Below are 12,594 nucleotides of genomic sequence, written 5' to 3'. Positions count from 1 at the left end.
ACGATTGGCGGATTCGGGCCGCCCGCCGACGCGGCGGTTCGCGCGGTCCGCACACCCGGCGTTCAGTCGCGCGGACGGACCCGGGTGCCGAGACAGACCGGGCACCGCGGGTCGACGATCTCGTCGCCGACCGCGAACTCCTCGCCGCAGTCGGTGCAGACGTGCTCGGCGCGTTCCTCGTCGTCGTTCGCGCGCTGTTCGTCGTTCCCGGCGCGGTGAGCGAGAGCGTGAGTCATGATGGAGCCTCGTGTACTAGTCAGGCGGGCCTCGCGGTAAAGGAGGGTTCCGATTCCCGGGATGTGAGAACGGGTCACTTCGCGCTGCGGAAACACCTCACGCGGGGGCCACCGAGTTTACCCGTGCCCGCGGCCTCTGTCTCTCTGCATGAGTTCGAGTTCCAGTTCCCTCACCCACCTGTTCGAGAACGAGCTGAAGGACATCTACGACGCGGAGCAGCGGATCGACGAGGCGCTCGGCGAGATGGCCGAGGAGGTCGAGCACGAGGAGATCGCCCAGGCCTTCCGCGACCACCGGGAGGAGACCGAGGGCCAGATCGACCGGCTCGACCGGGTGTTCGAGCTGATCGACGCCTCGCCCGGCGACGAGGAGTGCGAGGCCACCCAGGGCATCATCAAGGAGCACGACGAGTTCGCCCGGTCGAACCCCGAGCAGGGCGAGCTCGACGTCTTCGACATCACGGCGGGCCAGAAGACCGAGCACTACGAGATCGCGACGTACGGCAACCTCGCGAAGCTCGCGGACAAGCTCGGCATGGACGAGGCCGGCGACCTGCTCCACCAGAACCTCGAAGAGGAGGAGGAGTTCCTCGACCGCCTCGTCGAGCTGACCGAGAGCTACGACTACGACCAGCTGACGTAGACCTGGCCGCGCCGGGTCGTCGTCGCACTTCCGTTCGGTCGCTTCTTTCGTACTCTCCCGACTGTGCGCGTCGCTCAGCTACCGGTGTCGTACTTGTAGGTCGCGTCGCTCGGGTCGATGCCGAAGTCCTCGGCCGACTCCTCGGGCTCGGGCTCGTCCTCGTGGGGCTGGGCGCGCTTGAACCGCTCGCGGAGCCGGTCGGGCATCGAGAACTCATCGACGTCGAGCGCCATCGCGACCGCGTCGGGGTCGACGCCCTCGCGCTTGGACGCCAGGCGCTCGCGGAGCTTCTCGGGTAGGTCGCTCGACTCGACGGGCCGGAAGCCGAACTGCGAGAGGTAGTCGGTCGCGCTCGTCAGCGCGAACACCGCCTCGAACCCCTGGTCGCGGGCGTGCTCGACCAGCCGCTCGACGACGTGGGCGCCGACGCCCTGCCGGCGCCAGGATTCGAGCACGCCGATGCTGGTGAGCTCGCAGAGTTCGCGGTCGTCAGTCTTGTGGATGCGGATGCGGCCGAACCCCGCCTTCGCGCCCGACGTCTCGTCGACGGCGACCACGTAGTCCCGGGAGCGGAACGCGGTTTCGTCGAGGCCCATCGCCTCGATGTGGTCCAGCAGCCAGACCTCCTCCCTGTTCTTCGCGTCCCGGACGTACATGGGCGTGAGTTGGCCCGCAGGGGGTAAAAAGGTGTGGCGCGCCCTACAGGCCGCCCGTGATCTCGTCGAGCCGGTTGACGACCTGCTGGAGGTCGGCCTCGTCCTCGATGGCGTCCCGGACCCGCTCGCGCTGGCGGACCTCCGCGGCGCTCGCGCCGTAGGCCCGGACGTACTCCGCGCGGGAGTGCTCGTCGAACGCGTGGCGGATGGCGAAGTAGCCGTCGGGCACGACCGACCCGCAGACCTTGCACTCCCGGCGCTTGTGGTCGGTGGTCTGGTGGACGATGGCCTCCTCGACGTCGTCGAACGAGTCGCTGCAACCGTCGATGCCGCACTCCCAGTCGGTCATGTAGGGGGATGGTCGAAGCCCCCTGATAAAACCTTTCTCCCGGGCCCGACCGAGGGCCTCTCCAGGAGGCGTGGCGAGTGCGCTGGGAGGACGCCGAACGAGCAGGTCCGGGCCGCCGGTCCCGGGCCGCGACTCAGGAGCGGTACTGGTGGAGTGCGAACAGCAGGACCACAAACAGCGGGACCAGCGGAATCGCGGCTTCGAGCGGGACCAGCAGGAACACGATCGCGGCCATGACGACGAACTCCGCCGCGATCAGGACGCTGATCGCTTCGCTTCGGTCGGCCATTGCCGGGAGGTGCCCGGCGAGAGACCTTAAATATGCAACATCTGTAGGGTGGGACTCGCGTTCTCACCGCGGTCGACCAGCGTCCCGTCGAGGTCGACGAAGACCGCTCTTCCGAGCCCCGTCAATAGCCCAACGAAGTGCGATAACGTATTTACCCTCCCTCGAACAACGGAAACGCTAGCAGTCCTCGTGTCCCCCCCAACGCAGCGAAGAACCCGACCACCAGCAACCCGACCGTCACCAACTGCCCCCCGAAGCCAGCCCTCTCCTGGATTTCCTCCCGGATACCGTACTGTCGTTCGACATTCCCGATGCACCAGACCGTGAGCCCCGTCGGTAAGAGGACGAACAGGACCGTGAGGGCGAAACCAGATACTCGAACACGTCCCGGAAGGCCGAAGCCAAGCCATAGAAGAACACCACCCCAATCACGGACCACAGGGAAGCCTCCGGCCCGGGGATATCTCGGAAGCGGTCTGTGACCCTGACTGTGAACATCGCGACGGACGCGCCGGCGAGTCCGGAGAAGTCCCTTGTCATACGCTCGCGTCGGTGATGTTTGTCAGGACTTATGTTGAAGATAACAATTCTTGGGTCCTATGCCCGGAAAGGTGTTGTAATATCGAACTCTATCCGGTCGAACCACAATGCTTTAGCGGCGTGATTGACGACCGGCCGAAACACGCAGACGGGAACCCGAATATATGGATTTTATCGACGACAAGGGCCGACTCTTCGGCAAGGTTAACATCATCGACGCACTCGCCGTCCTGCTCGTTCTGGGGGTTGTCGCCGCAGGTGCGGCATTCGCTCTCGGCACAGATGAACAACCGGTGAATCAGTCAGCATCAACCGACCAGCTTAGAAATTCAACCACCACTGTCACTGTCCAGGTTCCTGGCGTACAACCCTACGTCGCCGATGCTATCCCCGAAGGGGAAGTCGGAAAGAACCGAATCAACGCTGTCGAGAACAAGTCGATAGAACCGACGGTGGTCATCGTCCGAAATCAGAACAGTTCGTTCCGGGAGCGGGCTCATCCACGTAAGAAGACCGTTATGGTCCAAACGACGCTCAACACCACGGTCAGGGTTGAGAGTGGCGAAATACTGTTCGGCGGCAAACCGCTCGAAATCGGACGACAACTCGTCCTCGACTTCGGTCACGTCACCGTAAAAGGTAGCGTGACAGAGATACGAGCTGCGAATTAACACCGTATTCTTTTGGTGTGATTCTCGCCGGCCCGCGAAAAAGCGCTGGGGTCTGCGACCGTGACGCACAGACCGCACTCGGTAACGCAGTCCACCGGGCCGCGCCGGTGAAACGACCGGCGGTCAAGTGGGACTGCAAGGGGCCGGCCGGTCGCGCTTGCTTGGTCGTCTCAGCGACTCGTATTCGGAGTGGGCGTAGTAAGCGAGGATACGTCGGTGAGCGGCCGCGACTGGCCGGCGGCTTTCGGAACTGTTGTAGCTATACTTCCGTTAAAGGAGCACCAGTCCGCTTCGTGCGCTACGACTGCCGGTAGATGAGGTTGCGCTGGATCTCGTTGGCGCCCTCGTAGATCACCGGAATCCGAACGTCGCGGTACACCCGGGCGATGCGGCGGTCCGCGAGGATCGACCGGCCGCCGTGGAACTGCATCCCCCGCTCGGCGCAGTCGGTCGCGGTCTCGGTCGCCTTGGTCTTGGCCATCGCGGCCCACAGCCCGGCGTTGTCGCCGTCCCGGACCTTCTCGGCGGCGCGGTAGGTCAGCGCCCGGGCCGACTCGAACTCCATCCGCATGTCGGCCAGGCCGTGTTGGACCGCCTGGAAGTCCGCGATGGTGCGGCCGAACTCCTCGCGGTCGTGGACGAACGCCCACGCCTCCTCGATGGCGGCCGCGGCCAGCCCCAGGCCGTGGCCCGCCACCACGGTCCGGCCGTGGTTGAAGAACTCCGCGAGCAGCATGAAGCCCGCGCCCTCCGACCCGACGAGGTGATCCTCCGGGATCCGGCAGTCGTCGAAGACGATGTGGGCCTGCTTGCTCGCTCGCATCCCCATCTTCTCGGGGATGTGCTCGGCGTCGTACCCCTCGGCGTCGGTCGGGACGATGAACAGCGAGTGGTTGCCGTAGCGGTTGTCCTCGCTCTCGCCGGTCCGGGCGTACACCGTGAGCCAGTCGCCCTCGACGCCGTTCCCGATCCAGTACTTCTCGCCGTTCAGCACCCACTCGCCGGCCGCCTCGTCCAGCTCCGCGGTGGTCTGCATCCCCGAGAGGTCGCTGCCGGTGTCGGGCTCCGAGACGGCGAGGCCGGTGATCTGCTCGCCCTCGGCGACGGGGCGGAGGTACTCCTCGCGCTGCTCGTCGGTGCCGTACTCCTCGACGATCTCGGCGCCGAAGCTGGCCAACTGGAGCGACAGCGCGATGCCGGCGTCGGCCCGGAACCACTCCTCGGCCACCGCGAGCATCTGGACCACGTCCAGCCCGCGGCCGCCCCACTCCTCGCCGATGTCCTGGGCGACGAGGCCGGCGTCCTGGCCGGCCTCGATGATCTCGGCGGGGTACTTCCCCTCTCGAAAGTGCTCCTCGGCGTTCGGCGCGATGTGCTCGTCGGCGAACTCGCGGGCCTCGTGCTTCACGTCGCGGGCGTACTCCGGGACGATGTCGTCTGCGAGGAGTTCCATGTCGGACCAAGGGCACGCGGCGGGTTATACTCCGGGGCTTTCGGGCGACCGGACAGTTCGACCCCGCGTCACTCCGATTCGAGGAGCTACGTCACTCCGACTCGATGAGACGGGTCTCGCCGTACACCCGTTCGGTGAGAAGCAGCGCGACCAGCCCGAAGATGATGATCGTGTAGGCGACGGCGGCGAAGAGCGCGTCTTGGGTCGTCTGGTACTCCCCGGTCCGGAAGATGATCGCCTTCCGGACCATCGCGATGACGCCGGTGTAGATGATGAGCCGGACGATGCTGCGGGTCTCGCTCTCCTGGACGTACGCCAGCACCGTCTGGTACACCTCGACGATGATCAGCAGGAGCAGGCCGGTGTCGATGAAGCCGATGACGACCAGCGGGTCGGTGATCCTGCCGGTCCGCGCCGACTGCACGATCTGGAGCAGCAGGTCGGCGACGCCGATGGCGAAGAGCGCGGCGAACACGGTCGCGGTCGCCACCTCCACGCCGCGGATGAACCGCTCCAGCACGACGACGTACGTCTCGGTGAACCGCGACCACGACACCTCCACGTCCGGGACCCGCCCGTCCGCGTTCGCGTCGTCCGCGTCCTCGCTCATTCTCTGCCGACGGTTGGAGGTGACGGCCAAAGACCGTACTGGCACCGGGGACGCTCTCGTCGCGTCGGGACCGGACGTCTGGTCTCCCGACAACTGGTTTCGACGACACACGCTGGACGGGCCGATCGTCGTGGACGTCCGTGACAGTTCCCTCCCGATGGTTGATAGAATCAGAACGGTTAACAGCGGGGTGTGGCAAGGTTCGGACGTGATCGAGGGCGAGTCGTTCCGCGTCGATCTCCACGTGAAGGTGCTGGACGAGCGGGTAGTCGAGCGAGCGAAGGCCCGGGGCCTGGACGCGCTCGTCTACGCGCCCCACTTCACGCGACTGCCGGACGTGCACCGGGAGGCCGACCGCTTCTCCGACGACGATTTGCTGGTCGTCCCGGCGCGGGAGGTGTTCACGGGCGACTGGCGGACTCGCAAGCACGTCCTGGCGCTGGGGCTCGACGAGCCGGTGCCGGACTTCATCCCGCTCGACGACGCGATGGCCGAGCTCGACCGCCAGGGCGCCGCGGTGCTCGTCCCGCACCCGGAGTTCCTCAACGTCTCGCTGTCGGCCTCGGACCTCGCGGCCCACCGCGACCGCATCGACGCGGTCGAGACGTACAACCCCAAGCACTGGCCCCACCACAACGAGCGGGCCCGCAAGCTCTCCTCGGAGTACGGCCTGCCGGCGTTCACCTCCTCGTACGCCCACCGTCGGATGTCGATCGGCGAGGCCTGGACCGAGTTCGACCGGTCGCTCGCCACCGAGGACGACCTCGTCGCGGCGCTCAGGGACGGCGCGACGCGCAGGGTCGTCCGGCGCTCGGGCTGGCGCCACGAACTCCGCTGCGCCGCGGAGTTCGCCCACCTCGGGTGGGAGAACTCCTACGAGAAGATCGACCGGCTGTTCCTCTCGGGGATGGAGCCGACCCACCCCGACCACATCGCCTACGAGGACCGGTTCGACGGCGTCTACTAGACGAGGCCGGCCACGGTCCGGGTGAGGTCCTGGACCGGCAGGTCGAGGTAGACGACGCCGGCGATCAGCGCGACCTCCAGCGCCGAGACCGCGACCGTGACCGGGGTGGCCCACTTGCTGGAGACCGGCACGCCAAAGGGCAGGCTGTACTCCTTCTCGTAGGGGTAGAACAGCGCGATGCCGCGCTTGCTCCCCAGCAGGTCCAGCGCGTAGTGGGTCGCCACGCCGACCCAGACGAAGTGGAGGTTGTCGAAGTAGACGGGGTAGAGGTAGAACAGCGCCAGCACGGGCAGGTTGTGCAGCGTCTTGCGGTGCTTGCCGAAGGCGGTGTCGACGTCGGGGAACAGCGCCCCCAGGACGACCGGCACGGAGATCTCGGCGATGGCCCGGAACGTCGGCACGTCGCCCGCGGGGTGGAGGACGTACCCCAGGCCGATGCTCAACAGGACCGCGTTCAGGACGTGTCCCTCCTTGTTCATGGTGCTCGGGTCACGGTCCGACCCTCTCCCGGCGAGGACTCAAGGCTTTCTGTCTGTCGTCTGACGCCCGTCTTGCGGTTTTGCGAGTCGAGGATGGTCAGGGGTCGTTCGGCCGCACTCGATACGTCCGAGCAAGGACTAGTATCGGGGTACAACCATCACACATCACCCGGTGCCCCGGTCCACGCAGATACGCTCGGTGCCACTTACTTCGTTCGGGTGGACTGAAAGGGGCCGGTCGCTCGCGTTCACCGTGGTCGCCTGACCGACCACTATCCGGAGCGAACGGAGGGAGCGGCGGATATGTCGGTCAGCGACCGCGAGCGGCCGGGGGCTTTCGGCGACAAATTACCGATGTCTTGGAGTTCCGAGTCTATCCTCACTACTTCGTCTCAACGGAAATCATTCCAGTTGCCTCTAAAACAGACGTTCTCCACGCTAGTTATCGGAACGCCTCGCTGTTGAGCCAGGGGTCCTCGATCCAGTACGAGCGCAGGTAGAGGTAGCCTGCACCGACGAACATGCCGACGGTCACGGCTGTTGCGATCGCTCCCATACGCCATCTGTCATCCGAACCTACAAACAGTTTCGGGTCTGCGTATCAGTCACAGCAAGTCCCCCTACTCGCCGGTCGACTCCACCTCGTCCAGCAGGTCCCGCAACGCCTGCCGGGCGATCTGCTCTTTGATCTCCGTCCTGTCGCCGTCGAACTCGTAGCGCGAGACCACCGAGTACGACTCCTGGGTCCCCCAGTCGCCGGCGTAGGCGACCCCGACGAACACCGTCCCCACCGGCTTCTCGTCGCTCCCGCCGGTCGGGCCCGCGATGCCGGTCGTGGCCGCGCCCCAGGTCGTCCCGGCGGCGTCACGGACCCCGCGGGCCATCTGGCGCGCGACGGGTTCGCTGACCGCGCCCTGCTCGTCCAGTGCCTCGCGGGCGACTCCGAGTTCGCGGAGCTTGGCGTCGTAGGAGTAGGTCACCAGCCCGCGGTCGAAGTAGTCGCTCGACCCCGGCACGTCGGTCAGCAGCGACCCGAGCAGGCCGCCCGTGCAGGACTCGGCGACCGCGACGGTCTGGTCGGCGCTGCGGAGGGCGTCTCCGATGCGTTCCTCGACCGGCGGGTCCTCGGCGTAGTCGTCCATGTCCGGGGTGACGGGGCGGAGTCGAATGAAGGTAGGGGACGCCGCGCGAGGACCGGCCGCAGCGCCGCCCCGGCCGCGTTCTCCGTCGGGGCTCAGTTCCCCTGCCGGACGTCGGCGTCGGGGTCGAGCACCCTGTCGATGGTCTCGGGCGCGCGCCAGTCGGTCGTCAGCTCCAGCAGTTGGACCACGATGCGGGCCGTCGCGCCCCACACCGTGTAGCCGTCGACGCGGAAGAAGTGGACGATCGCCTCGCCGTACTGGGGGTGCTCGCGCCGCTCGTTCTCGTAGTTGTCGGGGTCGATCATGTCGTCGACCGACAGCACCGCGATCTCGGCGACCTCGCGCTCGTCGGGGACGTACTCCCGGTCGGGGACGGTGGCGACGTAGGGGGTGACCGCGTACCGGCTCGTGGTCCGGATGTCGTCGAGCCGCCCGATCACGTCGGCTTCCTCGGGCCGCAGGCCGATCTCCTCCTCGGCCTCCCGGAGCGCGGTCGCCTCCAGGTCGGCGTCGCTCGGCTCGCGGCCGCCGCCGGGGAAGCTCATCTGGCCGGCGTGCTCGCCGAGGTGGTCGGCCCGCTTGGTGAACAGGAGGTGGTCCTCGCCGTCGCGCCGGACCACCGGGGCCAGCACCGCGGCGTCGTGGTCCTCGTCGGGGATGTCCCGCGGGTCGTAGTCGGCCACGCGACCCAGTTCCATACGCCTACGTCGTACCCCGGCGCCTTAATTCGCTCGTCCTCGCCTCGGCGCCCGCGGGTGGTCCTGCGGTCGTGGCCCCCGATCCGCGGCTCGCTCGCGGGCCGTGTCGACTCACTCGAAGGCGCGGTCGAGGGTCTCGCGCACGTCGTCGGTCTCGACCGGCGCCCACGCTTCGAGGTCGTAGCTCACGTCGAGCAGCTCCTGGGCGCGGTCGGGGTCGCCGGCGGCCGCGACGGTCCGGGCCTCCTCGCGGAGGCGGTCGGCGACCGACTCGCCGAGCCCCTCGCGGTCGATGTCCCTGTCGGGCACGTCCATGATGTGCGGGAGGTCCTCGCCGTTCTCCGGGACGGTCGGGAAGGCGGCGGGGCCGGCGACGAGGACGGATTCGCCCGCTTCGCCGTCGTCCGCGTCCGGGTCGCCTTCGGCCTCCGTCGCGGTCTCGACCAGGTAGTAGCTCTCGACCGCGCGTTCGATCTCGGCCGCGAACGCCTCGCGCTCGACGCTCTTGCCCTTCTTGAACGCCAGCTCGACCAGGGCCTGTTCGAGTTCGTCGTGGGTGAGTCCGCCGAAGAGGTCGACGACCCCGGCGAGCTCGTCCTTCGTGTCGGCCATTCGTTACCGGGAGGGGTTCTCGCGGGGGCTTAGTTGTTCGGGAAGCGAAGTGGGGTGATTCCGGTTCGGTGAGGCCCAATCCGTGACAAGCGAACGTGATTGGGACTCTGTGACCAGGCGTAAAAAAGCAGAAAGCCCCCGGCCGCTCGCGGTCGTCGTCCGAGAGAGCGACGCTCTCTCGGAATCGCGAAAATCTCCGATTTTCGAACGACTCACCGACATATCCTCGGCTCGCTACGCTCGCCTCGGATAGTGGTCGCTGAGACAACCAAGTGAACGCGAGCGGCCGGCCCCTTTCATCCACCCAGACGGTGGACCTGCAGGCCGGCCAGCGCGGCATTGTACACCTAACTCTCGCAAACGCTCAAATAGGATGCCGGGACGAACCCCGACCGGACGCCTCGCGCGGTCGCCCGGAACCCCGGCGTGTCCGGGGACCGCCAGTCCGACTAACCGGAGACGGCTGCGCCCAGTGACGGACTCTCGACAGCCGCGCCTACCCGAAGTACGCCGCCAGTCGCTCGGCGGCCTCTTCGACTCTCGGGCTCACCAGCGCGAACCGGAGCCAGTCGTCGAGCGACTCGCCGAACGCCTCGCCGGGCATCCCCGCGACGCCCGCCTCGTCGACCAGTCGCTCGACGTTCTCCAGCGTGCCCGGGAAGTCCGGGAACCGGGCCATCACGTAGAACGCGCCGTCGGGCGACGAGTACTCGGCGCCCGCCGCGTCGAGCGCGTCGGTGAACGTCGCGACCCGCTCTCTGAGGAGTTCGCGGTTGGCCTCGTAGTAGGCCGGGTCGGTGTCGCGGAGCGCGTGGAGCACCGCGTACTGGCCGGGCCGGGTGGTGGCGACGTTGGTCAGCATGTGGCGGGTCTTGGCCACGTCGACCAGCGACTCGGGGAACACCGCGTACCCCACCCGGAACCCCGTGATGGCGAACGTCTTCGAGTAGGAGTTCGTGACCACGCGGTGGTCGGAATCGAACGACAGCGCCGAGGTGAAGTCGCCCGAGAAGTCGAAGTGGTCGTACACCTCGTCGCTGACCAGCAGCGCGTCGTGCTCCTCGGCGATGGACACGAGCTCGCGCATCGTCGCCTCGTCGTACACCGCACCGGTGGGGTTGTTCGGCGTGTTCACTACGATGCCGGCGGTGTCCTCGCTCGCGACCTCCCGCACGTCCACGGGGTCGAGCGACCCGTCGTCGGCGGTGGTGACGTACCGCGCTTCCGCGTCGAGCATCGTCGTCTTGCCCGGGTAGTAGGGGTAGACCGGGTCCGTGAGCACGAACTCCGACCCGCGTTCCAGCTCCAGCGCCCGGGCCATCGCGAGGTAGTTGGCCTCGCCGCCGCCGTTGGTCACGATGATCTGGCCGGGGTCGACGTTCCGGCGCTCGGCGATCTCCTCGCGGAGCTCGAGGAGCCCCTCGCTCGGCGGGTACTGGAAGTCCGCCCCGCCCAGGTCGGCGTACTCGTGGAGCCCCTCGGCCAGCGCCTCGGGCGACCCCCAGTCGGGGTTCCCGCTCACCATGTCCACCACGTCGCGGTCGGCCCGCTCGGCGTACTGCATCACGTGGAAGAACAGCGGCGTCTCGTAGTCCATAGCGGAGCCTCGGCCCCGGCGAAGGTCTTTCTTTCGTTCGGTCCCGGCCGTCCGGTGTCAAAAGAAACAACGCACCCGACCGCGATGGGTCCCACATGGCAGACGCGAATCCCGACGCGGTCCGAGACTACTACGAGTACGTCGACGCCGAGGACTACGAGGCCGTGTTCTCGCTGTTCGCCGACGACGTGACCTACGAGCGCCCCGGCCAGGCCGACCTCTCGGGGATGGCGGAGTTCCGGGAGTTCTACCTGGAGGACCGGCCGCTAGAGGACGGCAGCCACGAGGTCCACGACGTCGTGGTCGACGGCGACACGGTCGCGGTCCGCGGGACGTTCTCGGGCACCCAGGGCGACGAGGAGGTGTCGTTCGGCTTCGCGGACTTCCACCGGTTCGACGACGACGGGCGGATCACCGAGCGGTGGACCTACACCGACCGCGACGAGGTCTGAGCGGGGTAAGCTGTTCTTGTCGGTGGCCTCCCTCTGCCGTCACTGGAAGAGGAAGGGCCGATGAGAGCTAGCTACTGCCGTCACCTCAGTTACCGCAACCGCCCCGCACCGCGACGGCCTCGCGCCTCCCCAACCGACTGCGTTGCTCGGCCTCCGCTTCGCTCCGGCCTGCGCTACTCGTCCCTCGCGCACATCGACAGACCCACGAGGGGTCTGCCGGCGCGCGCCGGTCTGGAGAGCCTGTCGAGCGCGAATCCCTCGACCCGGTAAGAATTCGTGCGCGCCGATACCCTTTTGACCCTCCCGCGGGTACGACTGGTCACATGGTCGCAGAGACGATGGATCGCGTTCCGCACGAGCAGTAGACGAGTATCACGAGTGACTATTACTGGAGGTGTTCGCGAGTGCTGACGACTGGCAAGACTATCACAGAGACTGGACTGGACGCCGCCGCGCTCAAGCCCGCCGAGTGCGACGTGTCGCGCGCGGTCGAACTCCCCTTCGAGACGGTCGCCATCGACTACGAGGGCCGCGAACACTTCCCGGAAGAGGCGACGTTGGCGGACCTCGCCCGGCAGAAGGAGGTCCGCCTGACCACGCCCGTCAGGGCCGACGGGTTCGACCCCCTCGGCGACGACGCCCGCTACGAGACGATCCCCGAGGACGTCCGGCGGGTCGCGGTCGCCGGCCACCCCGCCTACCTCACCGACGAGGAGCGCCGCCGGGCGGTCGCGCCCCGGCTCCGGTCGGCGGTCGAGCGCGACCCCACCGCGTGGGTCGGCACCGAGGGCGTCGAACGCCTGGCGCTCGCGACGGGCGCCACGCAGTTCGAGCTCCTCTCGCGGACCACCGAGCGCGACGTGCGAGCGCTCCGGGCCGCCGGCTTCGACGGCGAACTCGCGGTGTACGCGCCGACCGTCCTCACCGACGACGAGGACGAGGTGCTCGACGCCGTCGGGGGCTACGCCGCCCGCCGCGGTCCCGTCGCGAAGGCATTGCCCGAGGGCGCTGCCACCGACCGGACCGCGACCGGCCGGGCGCGCGAGGTGCTGTCGGCCGCGGTCCGCGACTACGCGCTGGTCGGCACGCCCACCGTCGTCGGCGAGCGCGTCGCGGCGCTGAAGGACGCGGGCGTCGACCTCGTGGTCGGCTACCCCGCCCGCGGCGTCGAGGAGTTCCTCGCGTAGCGCGCCCGGAGCA

16 protein-coding genes are annotated in these 12,594 nt (G+C 67.7%); 5 read left to right on the top strand and 11 right to left on the bottom strand.

The genetic code is table 11. The annotated features are described in order from the left end of the window. Positions 1-62 precede the first annotated feature (62 nt). Positions 63-236: a hypothetical protein gene (locus ACQUQF_RS14935; protein WP_435179894.1), complete on the bottom strand. Its 174-nt coding sequence runs from the start codon at positions 234-236 to the stop codon at positions 63-65. Between the two features lie 148 nt (positions 237-384). Between ACQUQF_RS14935 and ACQUQF_RS14930 the strand changes: the two genes are divergently transcribed. Beyond that, positions 385-879: a DUF892 family protein gene (locus tag ACQUQF_RS14930; protein ID WP_435179893.1), complete on the top strand. Its 495-nt coding sequence runs from the start codon at positions 385-387 to the stop codon at positions 877-879. A gap of 74 nt (positions 880-953) precedes the next feature. Here the strand turns inward: ACQUQF_RS14930 and ACQUQF_RS14925 are convergent, their stop codons facing one another. The 3 genes from ACQUQF_RS14925 to ACQUQF_RS14915 form a co-directional block, all read right to left on the bottom strand. Further along, complete coding sequence (locus tag ACQUQF_RS14925; protein ID WP_435179892.1) at positions 954-1,535, bottom strand: GNAT family N-acetyltransferase; 582 nt, start codon at positions 1,533-1,535, stop codon at positions 954-956. A gap of 43 nt (positions 1,536-1,578) precedes the next feature. Further along, positions 1,579-1,884: a DUF7565 family protein gene (locus tag ACQUQF_RS14920; protein ID WP_115795101.1), complete on the bottom strand. Its 306-nt coding sequence runs from the start codon at positions 1,882-1,884 to the stop codon at positions 1,579-1,581. Between the two features lie 133 nt (positions 1,885-2,017). Continuing rightward, positions 2,018-2,173: a hypothetical protein gene (locus ACQUQF_RS14915; RefSeq protein ID WP_435179891.1), complete on the bottom strand. Its 156-nt coding sequence runs from the start codon at positions 2,171-2,173 to the stop codon at positions 2,018-2,020. A 704-nt stretch (positions 2,174-2,877) separates the two neighbouring features. Between ACQUQF_RS14915 and ACQUQF_RS14910 the strand changes: the two genes are divergently transcribed. Continuing rightward, positions 2,878-3,384: a DUF4330 domain-containing protein gene (locus tag ACQUQF_RS14910; protein WP_435179890.1), complete on the top strand. Its 507-nt coding sequence runs from the start codon at positions 2,878-2,880 to the stop codon at positions 3,382-3,384. A gap of 298 nt (positions 3,385-3,682) precedes the next feature. Here the strand turns inward: ACQUQF_RS14910 and ACQUQF_RS14905 are convergent, their stop codons facing one another. Both ACQUQF_RS14905 and ACQUQF_RS14900 read right to left on the bottom strand, forming a co-directional pair. Continuing rightward, positions 3,683-4,837: an acyl-CoA dehydrogenase family protein gene (locus ACQUQF_RS14905; protein WP_435179889.1), complete on the bottom strand. Its 1,155-nt coding sequence runs from the start codon at positions 4,835-4,837 to the stop codon at positions 3,683-3,685. A 91-nt stretch (positions 4,838-4,928) separates the two neighbouring features. After that, positions 4,929-5,447 (bottom strand): phosphate-starvation-inducible PsiE family protein, encoded by a 519-nt coding sequence (locus ACQUQF_RS14900; protein ID WP_435179888.1) that lies wholly within the window; start codon positions 5,445-5,447, stop codon positions 4,929-4,931. Between the two features lie 208 nt (positions 5,448-5,655). Here ACQUQF_RS14900 and ACQUQF_RS14895 point away from each other — a divergent pair, with 208 nt between their 5' ends. Then, a complete protein-coding gene (locus ACQUQF_RS14895) occupies positions 5,656-6,414 on the top strand; it encodes a PHP-associated domain-containing protein (RefSeq protein WP_435179887.1) in 759 nt (252 codons plus the stop codon). On the opposite strand, the gene ACQUQF_RS14890 is transcribed toward ACQUQF_RS14895, so the two are convergent. The 5 genes from ACQUQF_RS14890 to ACQUQF_RS14870 form a co-directional block, all read right to left on the bottom strand. Further along, positions 6,411-6,893, bottom strand: coding sequence for a metal-dependent hydrolase (locus ACQUQF_RS14890; protein WP_435179886.1), 483 nt, complete (start codon positions 6,891-6,893; stop codon positions 6,411-6,413). The two genes, ACQUQF_RS14895 and ACQUQF_RS14890, sit on opposite strands and share 4 nt — an antisense overlap. Positions 6,894-7,513: 620 nt before the next feature. Continuing rightward, the gene (locus ACQUQF_RS14885; protein ID WP_435179885.1) at positions 7,514-8,035 is read right to left on the bottom strand and encodes a CinA family protein; all 522 of its coding nucleotides are present in this window, start codon (positions 8,033-8,035) and stop codon (positions 7,514-7,516) included. Positions 8,036-8,127: 92 nt separating this feature from the next. Continuing rightward, positions 8,128-8,733, bottom strand: a complete 606-nt coding sequence (locus ACQUQF_RS14880; RefSeq protein WP_435179884.1) for an NUDIX hydrolase — start codon at positions 8,731-8,733, stop codon at positions 8,128-8,130. Positions 8,734-8,844: 111 nt separating this feature from the next. Continuing rightward, a complete protein-coding gene (locus ACQUQF_RS14875; protein ID WP_435179883.1) occupies positions 8,845-9,345 on the bottom strand; it encodes a DUF7109 family protein in 501 nt (166 codons plus the stop codon). A 496-nt stretch (positions 9,346-9,841) separates the two neighbouring features. Next, positions 9,842-10,942 carry a pyridoxal phosphate-dependent aminotransferase gene (locus ACQUQF_RS14870; RefSeq protein ID WP_435179882.1) on the bottom strand — a complete coding sequence of 367 codons (1,101 nt, stop codon included), beginning with the start codon at positions 10,940-10,942 and terminating at the stop codon, positions 9,842-9,844. Between the two features lie 95 nt (positions 10,943-11,037). Between ACQUQF_RS14870 and ACQUQF_RS14865 the strand changes: the two genes are divergently transcribed. Together ACQUQF_RS14865 and ACQUQF_RS14860 are read left to right on the top strand one after the other, a co-directional pair. Next, on the top strand, positions 11,038-11,394 hold the full coding sequence (locus ACQUQF_RS14865) for an ester cyclase (protein WP_435179881.1): 357 nt from the start codon (positions 11,038-11,040) through the stop codon (positions 11,392-11,394). Positions 11,395-11,798: 404 nt separating this feature from the next. Beyond that, positions 11,799-12,581, top strand: a complete 783-nt coding sequence (locus ACQUQF_RS14860; protein ID WP_435179880.1) for a DUF7388 family protein — start codon at positions 11,799-11,801, stop codon at positions 12,579-12,581. Positions 12,582-12,594: the final 13 nt, after the last annotated feature.

Origin of the sequence: Halorussus sp. AFM4, from assembly GCF_051194995.1 — an archaeon.
Classification (GTDB): Archaea; Halobacteriota; Halobacteria; order Halobacteriales; family Haladaptataceae; genus Halorussus.
This window is presented reverse-complemented; position numbering and strand designations above follow the sequence as displayed.

Bases quoted from the DNA above. Each gene is read 5' to 3' on its own strand.
- ACQUQF_RS14935 (WP_435179894.1), bottom strand. From the start codon at position 236: ATGACTCACGCTCTCGCTCACCGCGCCGGGAACGACGAACAGCGCGCG.
- ACQUQF_RS14930 (WP_435179893.1), top strand. From the start codon at position 385: ATGAGTTCGAGTTCCAGTTCCCTCACCCACCTGTTCGAGAACGAGCTG.
- ACQUQF_RS14925 (WP_435179892.1), bottom strand. From the start codon at position 1,535: ATGTACGTCCGGGACGCGAAGAACAGGGAGGAGGTCTGGCTGCTGGAC.
- ACQUQF_RS14920 (WP_115795101.1), bottom strand. From the start codon at position 1,884: ATGACCGACTGGGAGTGCGGCATCGACGGTTGCAGCGACTCGTTCGAC.
- ACQUQF_RS14915 (WP_435179891.1), bottom strand. From the start codon at position 2,173: ATGGCCGACCGAAGCGAAGCGATCAGCGTCCTGATCGCGGCGGAGTTC.
- ACQUQF_RS14910 (WP_435179890.1), top strand. From the start codon at position 2,878: ATGGATTTTATCGACGACAAGGGCCGACTCTTCGGCAAGGTTAACATC.
- ACQUQF_RS14905 (WP_435179889.1), bottom strand. From the start codon at position 4,837: ATGGAACTCCTCGCAGACGACATCGTCCCGGAGTACGCCCGCGACGTG.
- ACQUQF_RS14900 (WP_435179888.1), bottom strand. From the start codon at position 5,447: ATGAGCGAGGACGCGGACGACGCGAACGCGGACGGGCGGGTCCCGGAC.
- ACQUQF_RS14890 (WP_435179886.1), bottom strand. From the start codon at position 6,893: ATGAACAAGGAGGGACACGTCCTGAACGCGGTCCTGTTGAGCATCGGC.
- ACQUQF_RS14885 (WP_435179885.1), bottom strand. From the start codon at position 8,035: ATGGACGACTACGCCGAGGACCCGCCGGTCGAGGAACGCATCGGAGAC.
- ACQUQF_RS14880 (WP_435179884.1), bottom strand. From the start codon at position 8,733: ATGGAACTGGGTCGCGTGGCCGACTACGACCCGCGGGACATCCCCGAC.
- ACQUQF_RS14875 (WP_435179883.1), bottom strand. From the start codon at position 9,345: ATGGCCGACACGAAGGACGAGCTCGCCGGGGTCGTCGACCTCTTCGGC.
- ACQUQF_RS14870 (WP_435179882.1), bottom strand. From the start codon at position 10,942: ATGGACTACGAGACGCCGCTGTTCTTCCACGTGATGCAGTACGCCGAG.
- ACQUQF_RS14865 (WP_435179881.1), top strand. From the start codon at position 11,038: ATGGCAGACGCGAATCCCGACGCGGTCCGAGACTACTACGAGTACGTC.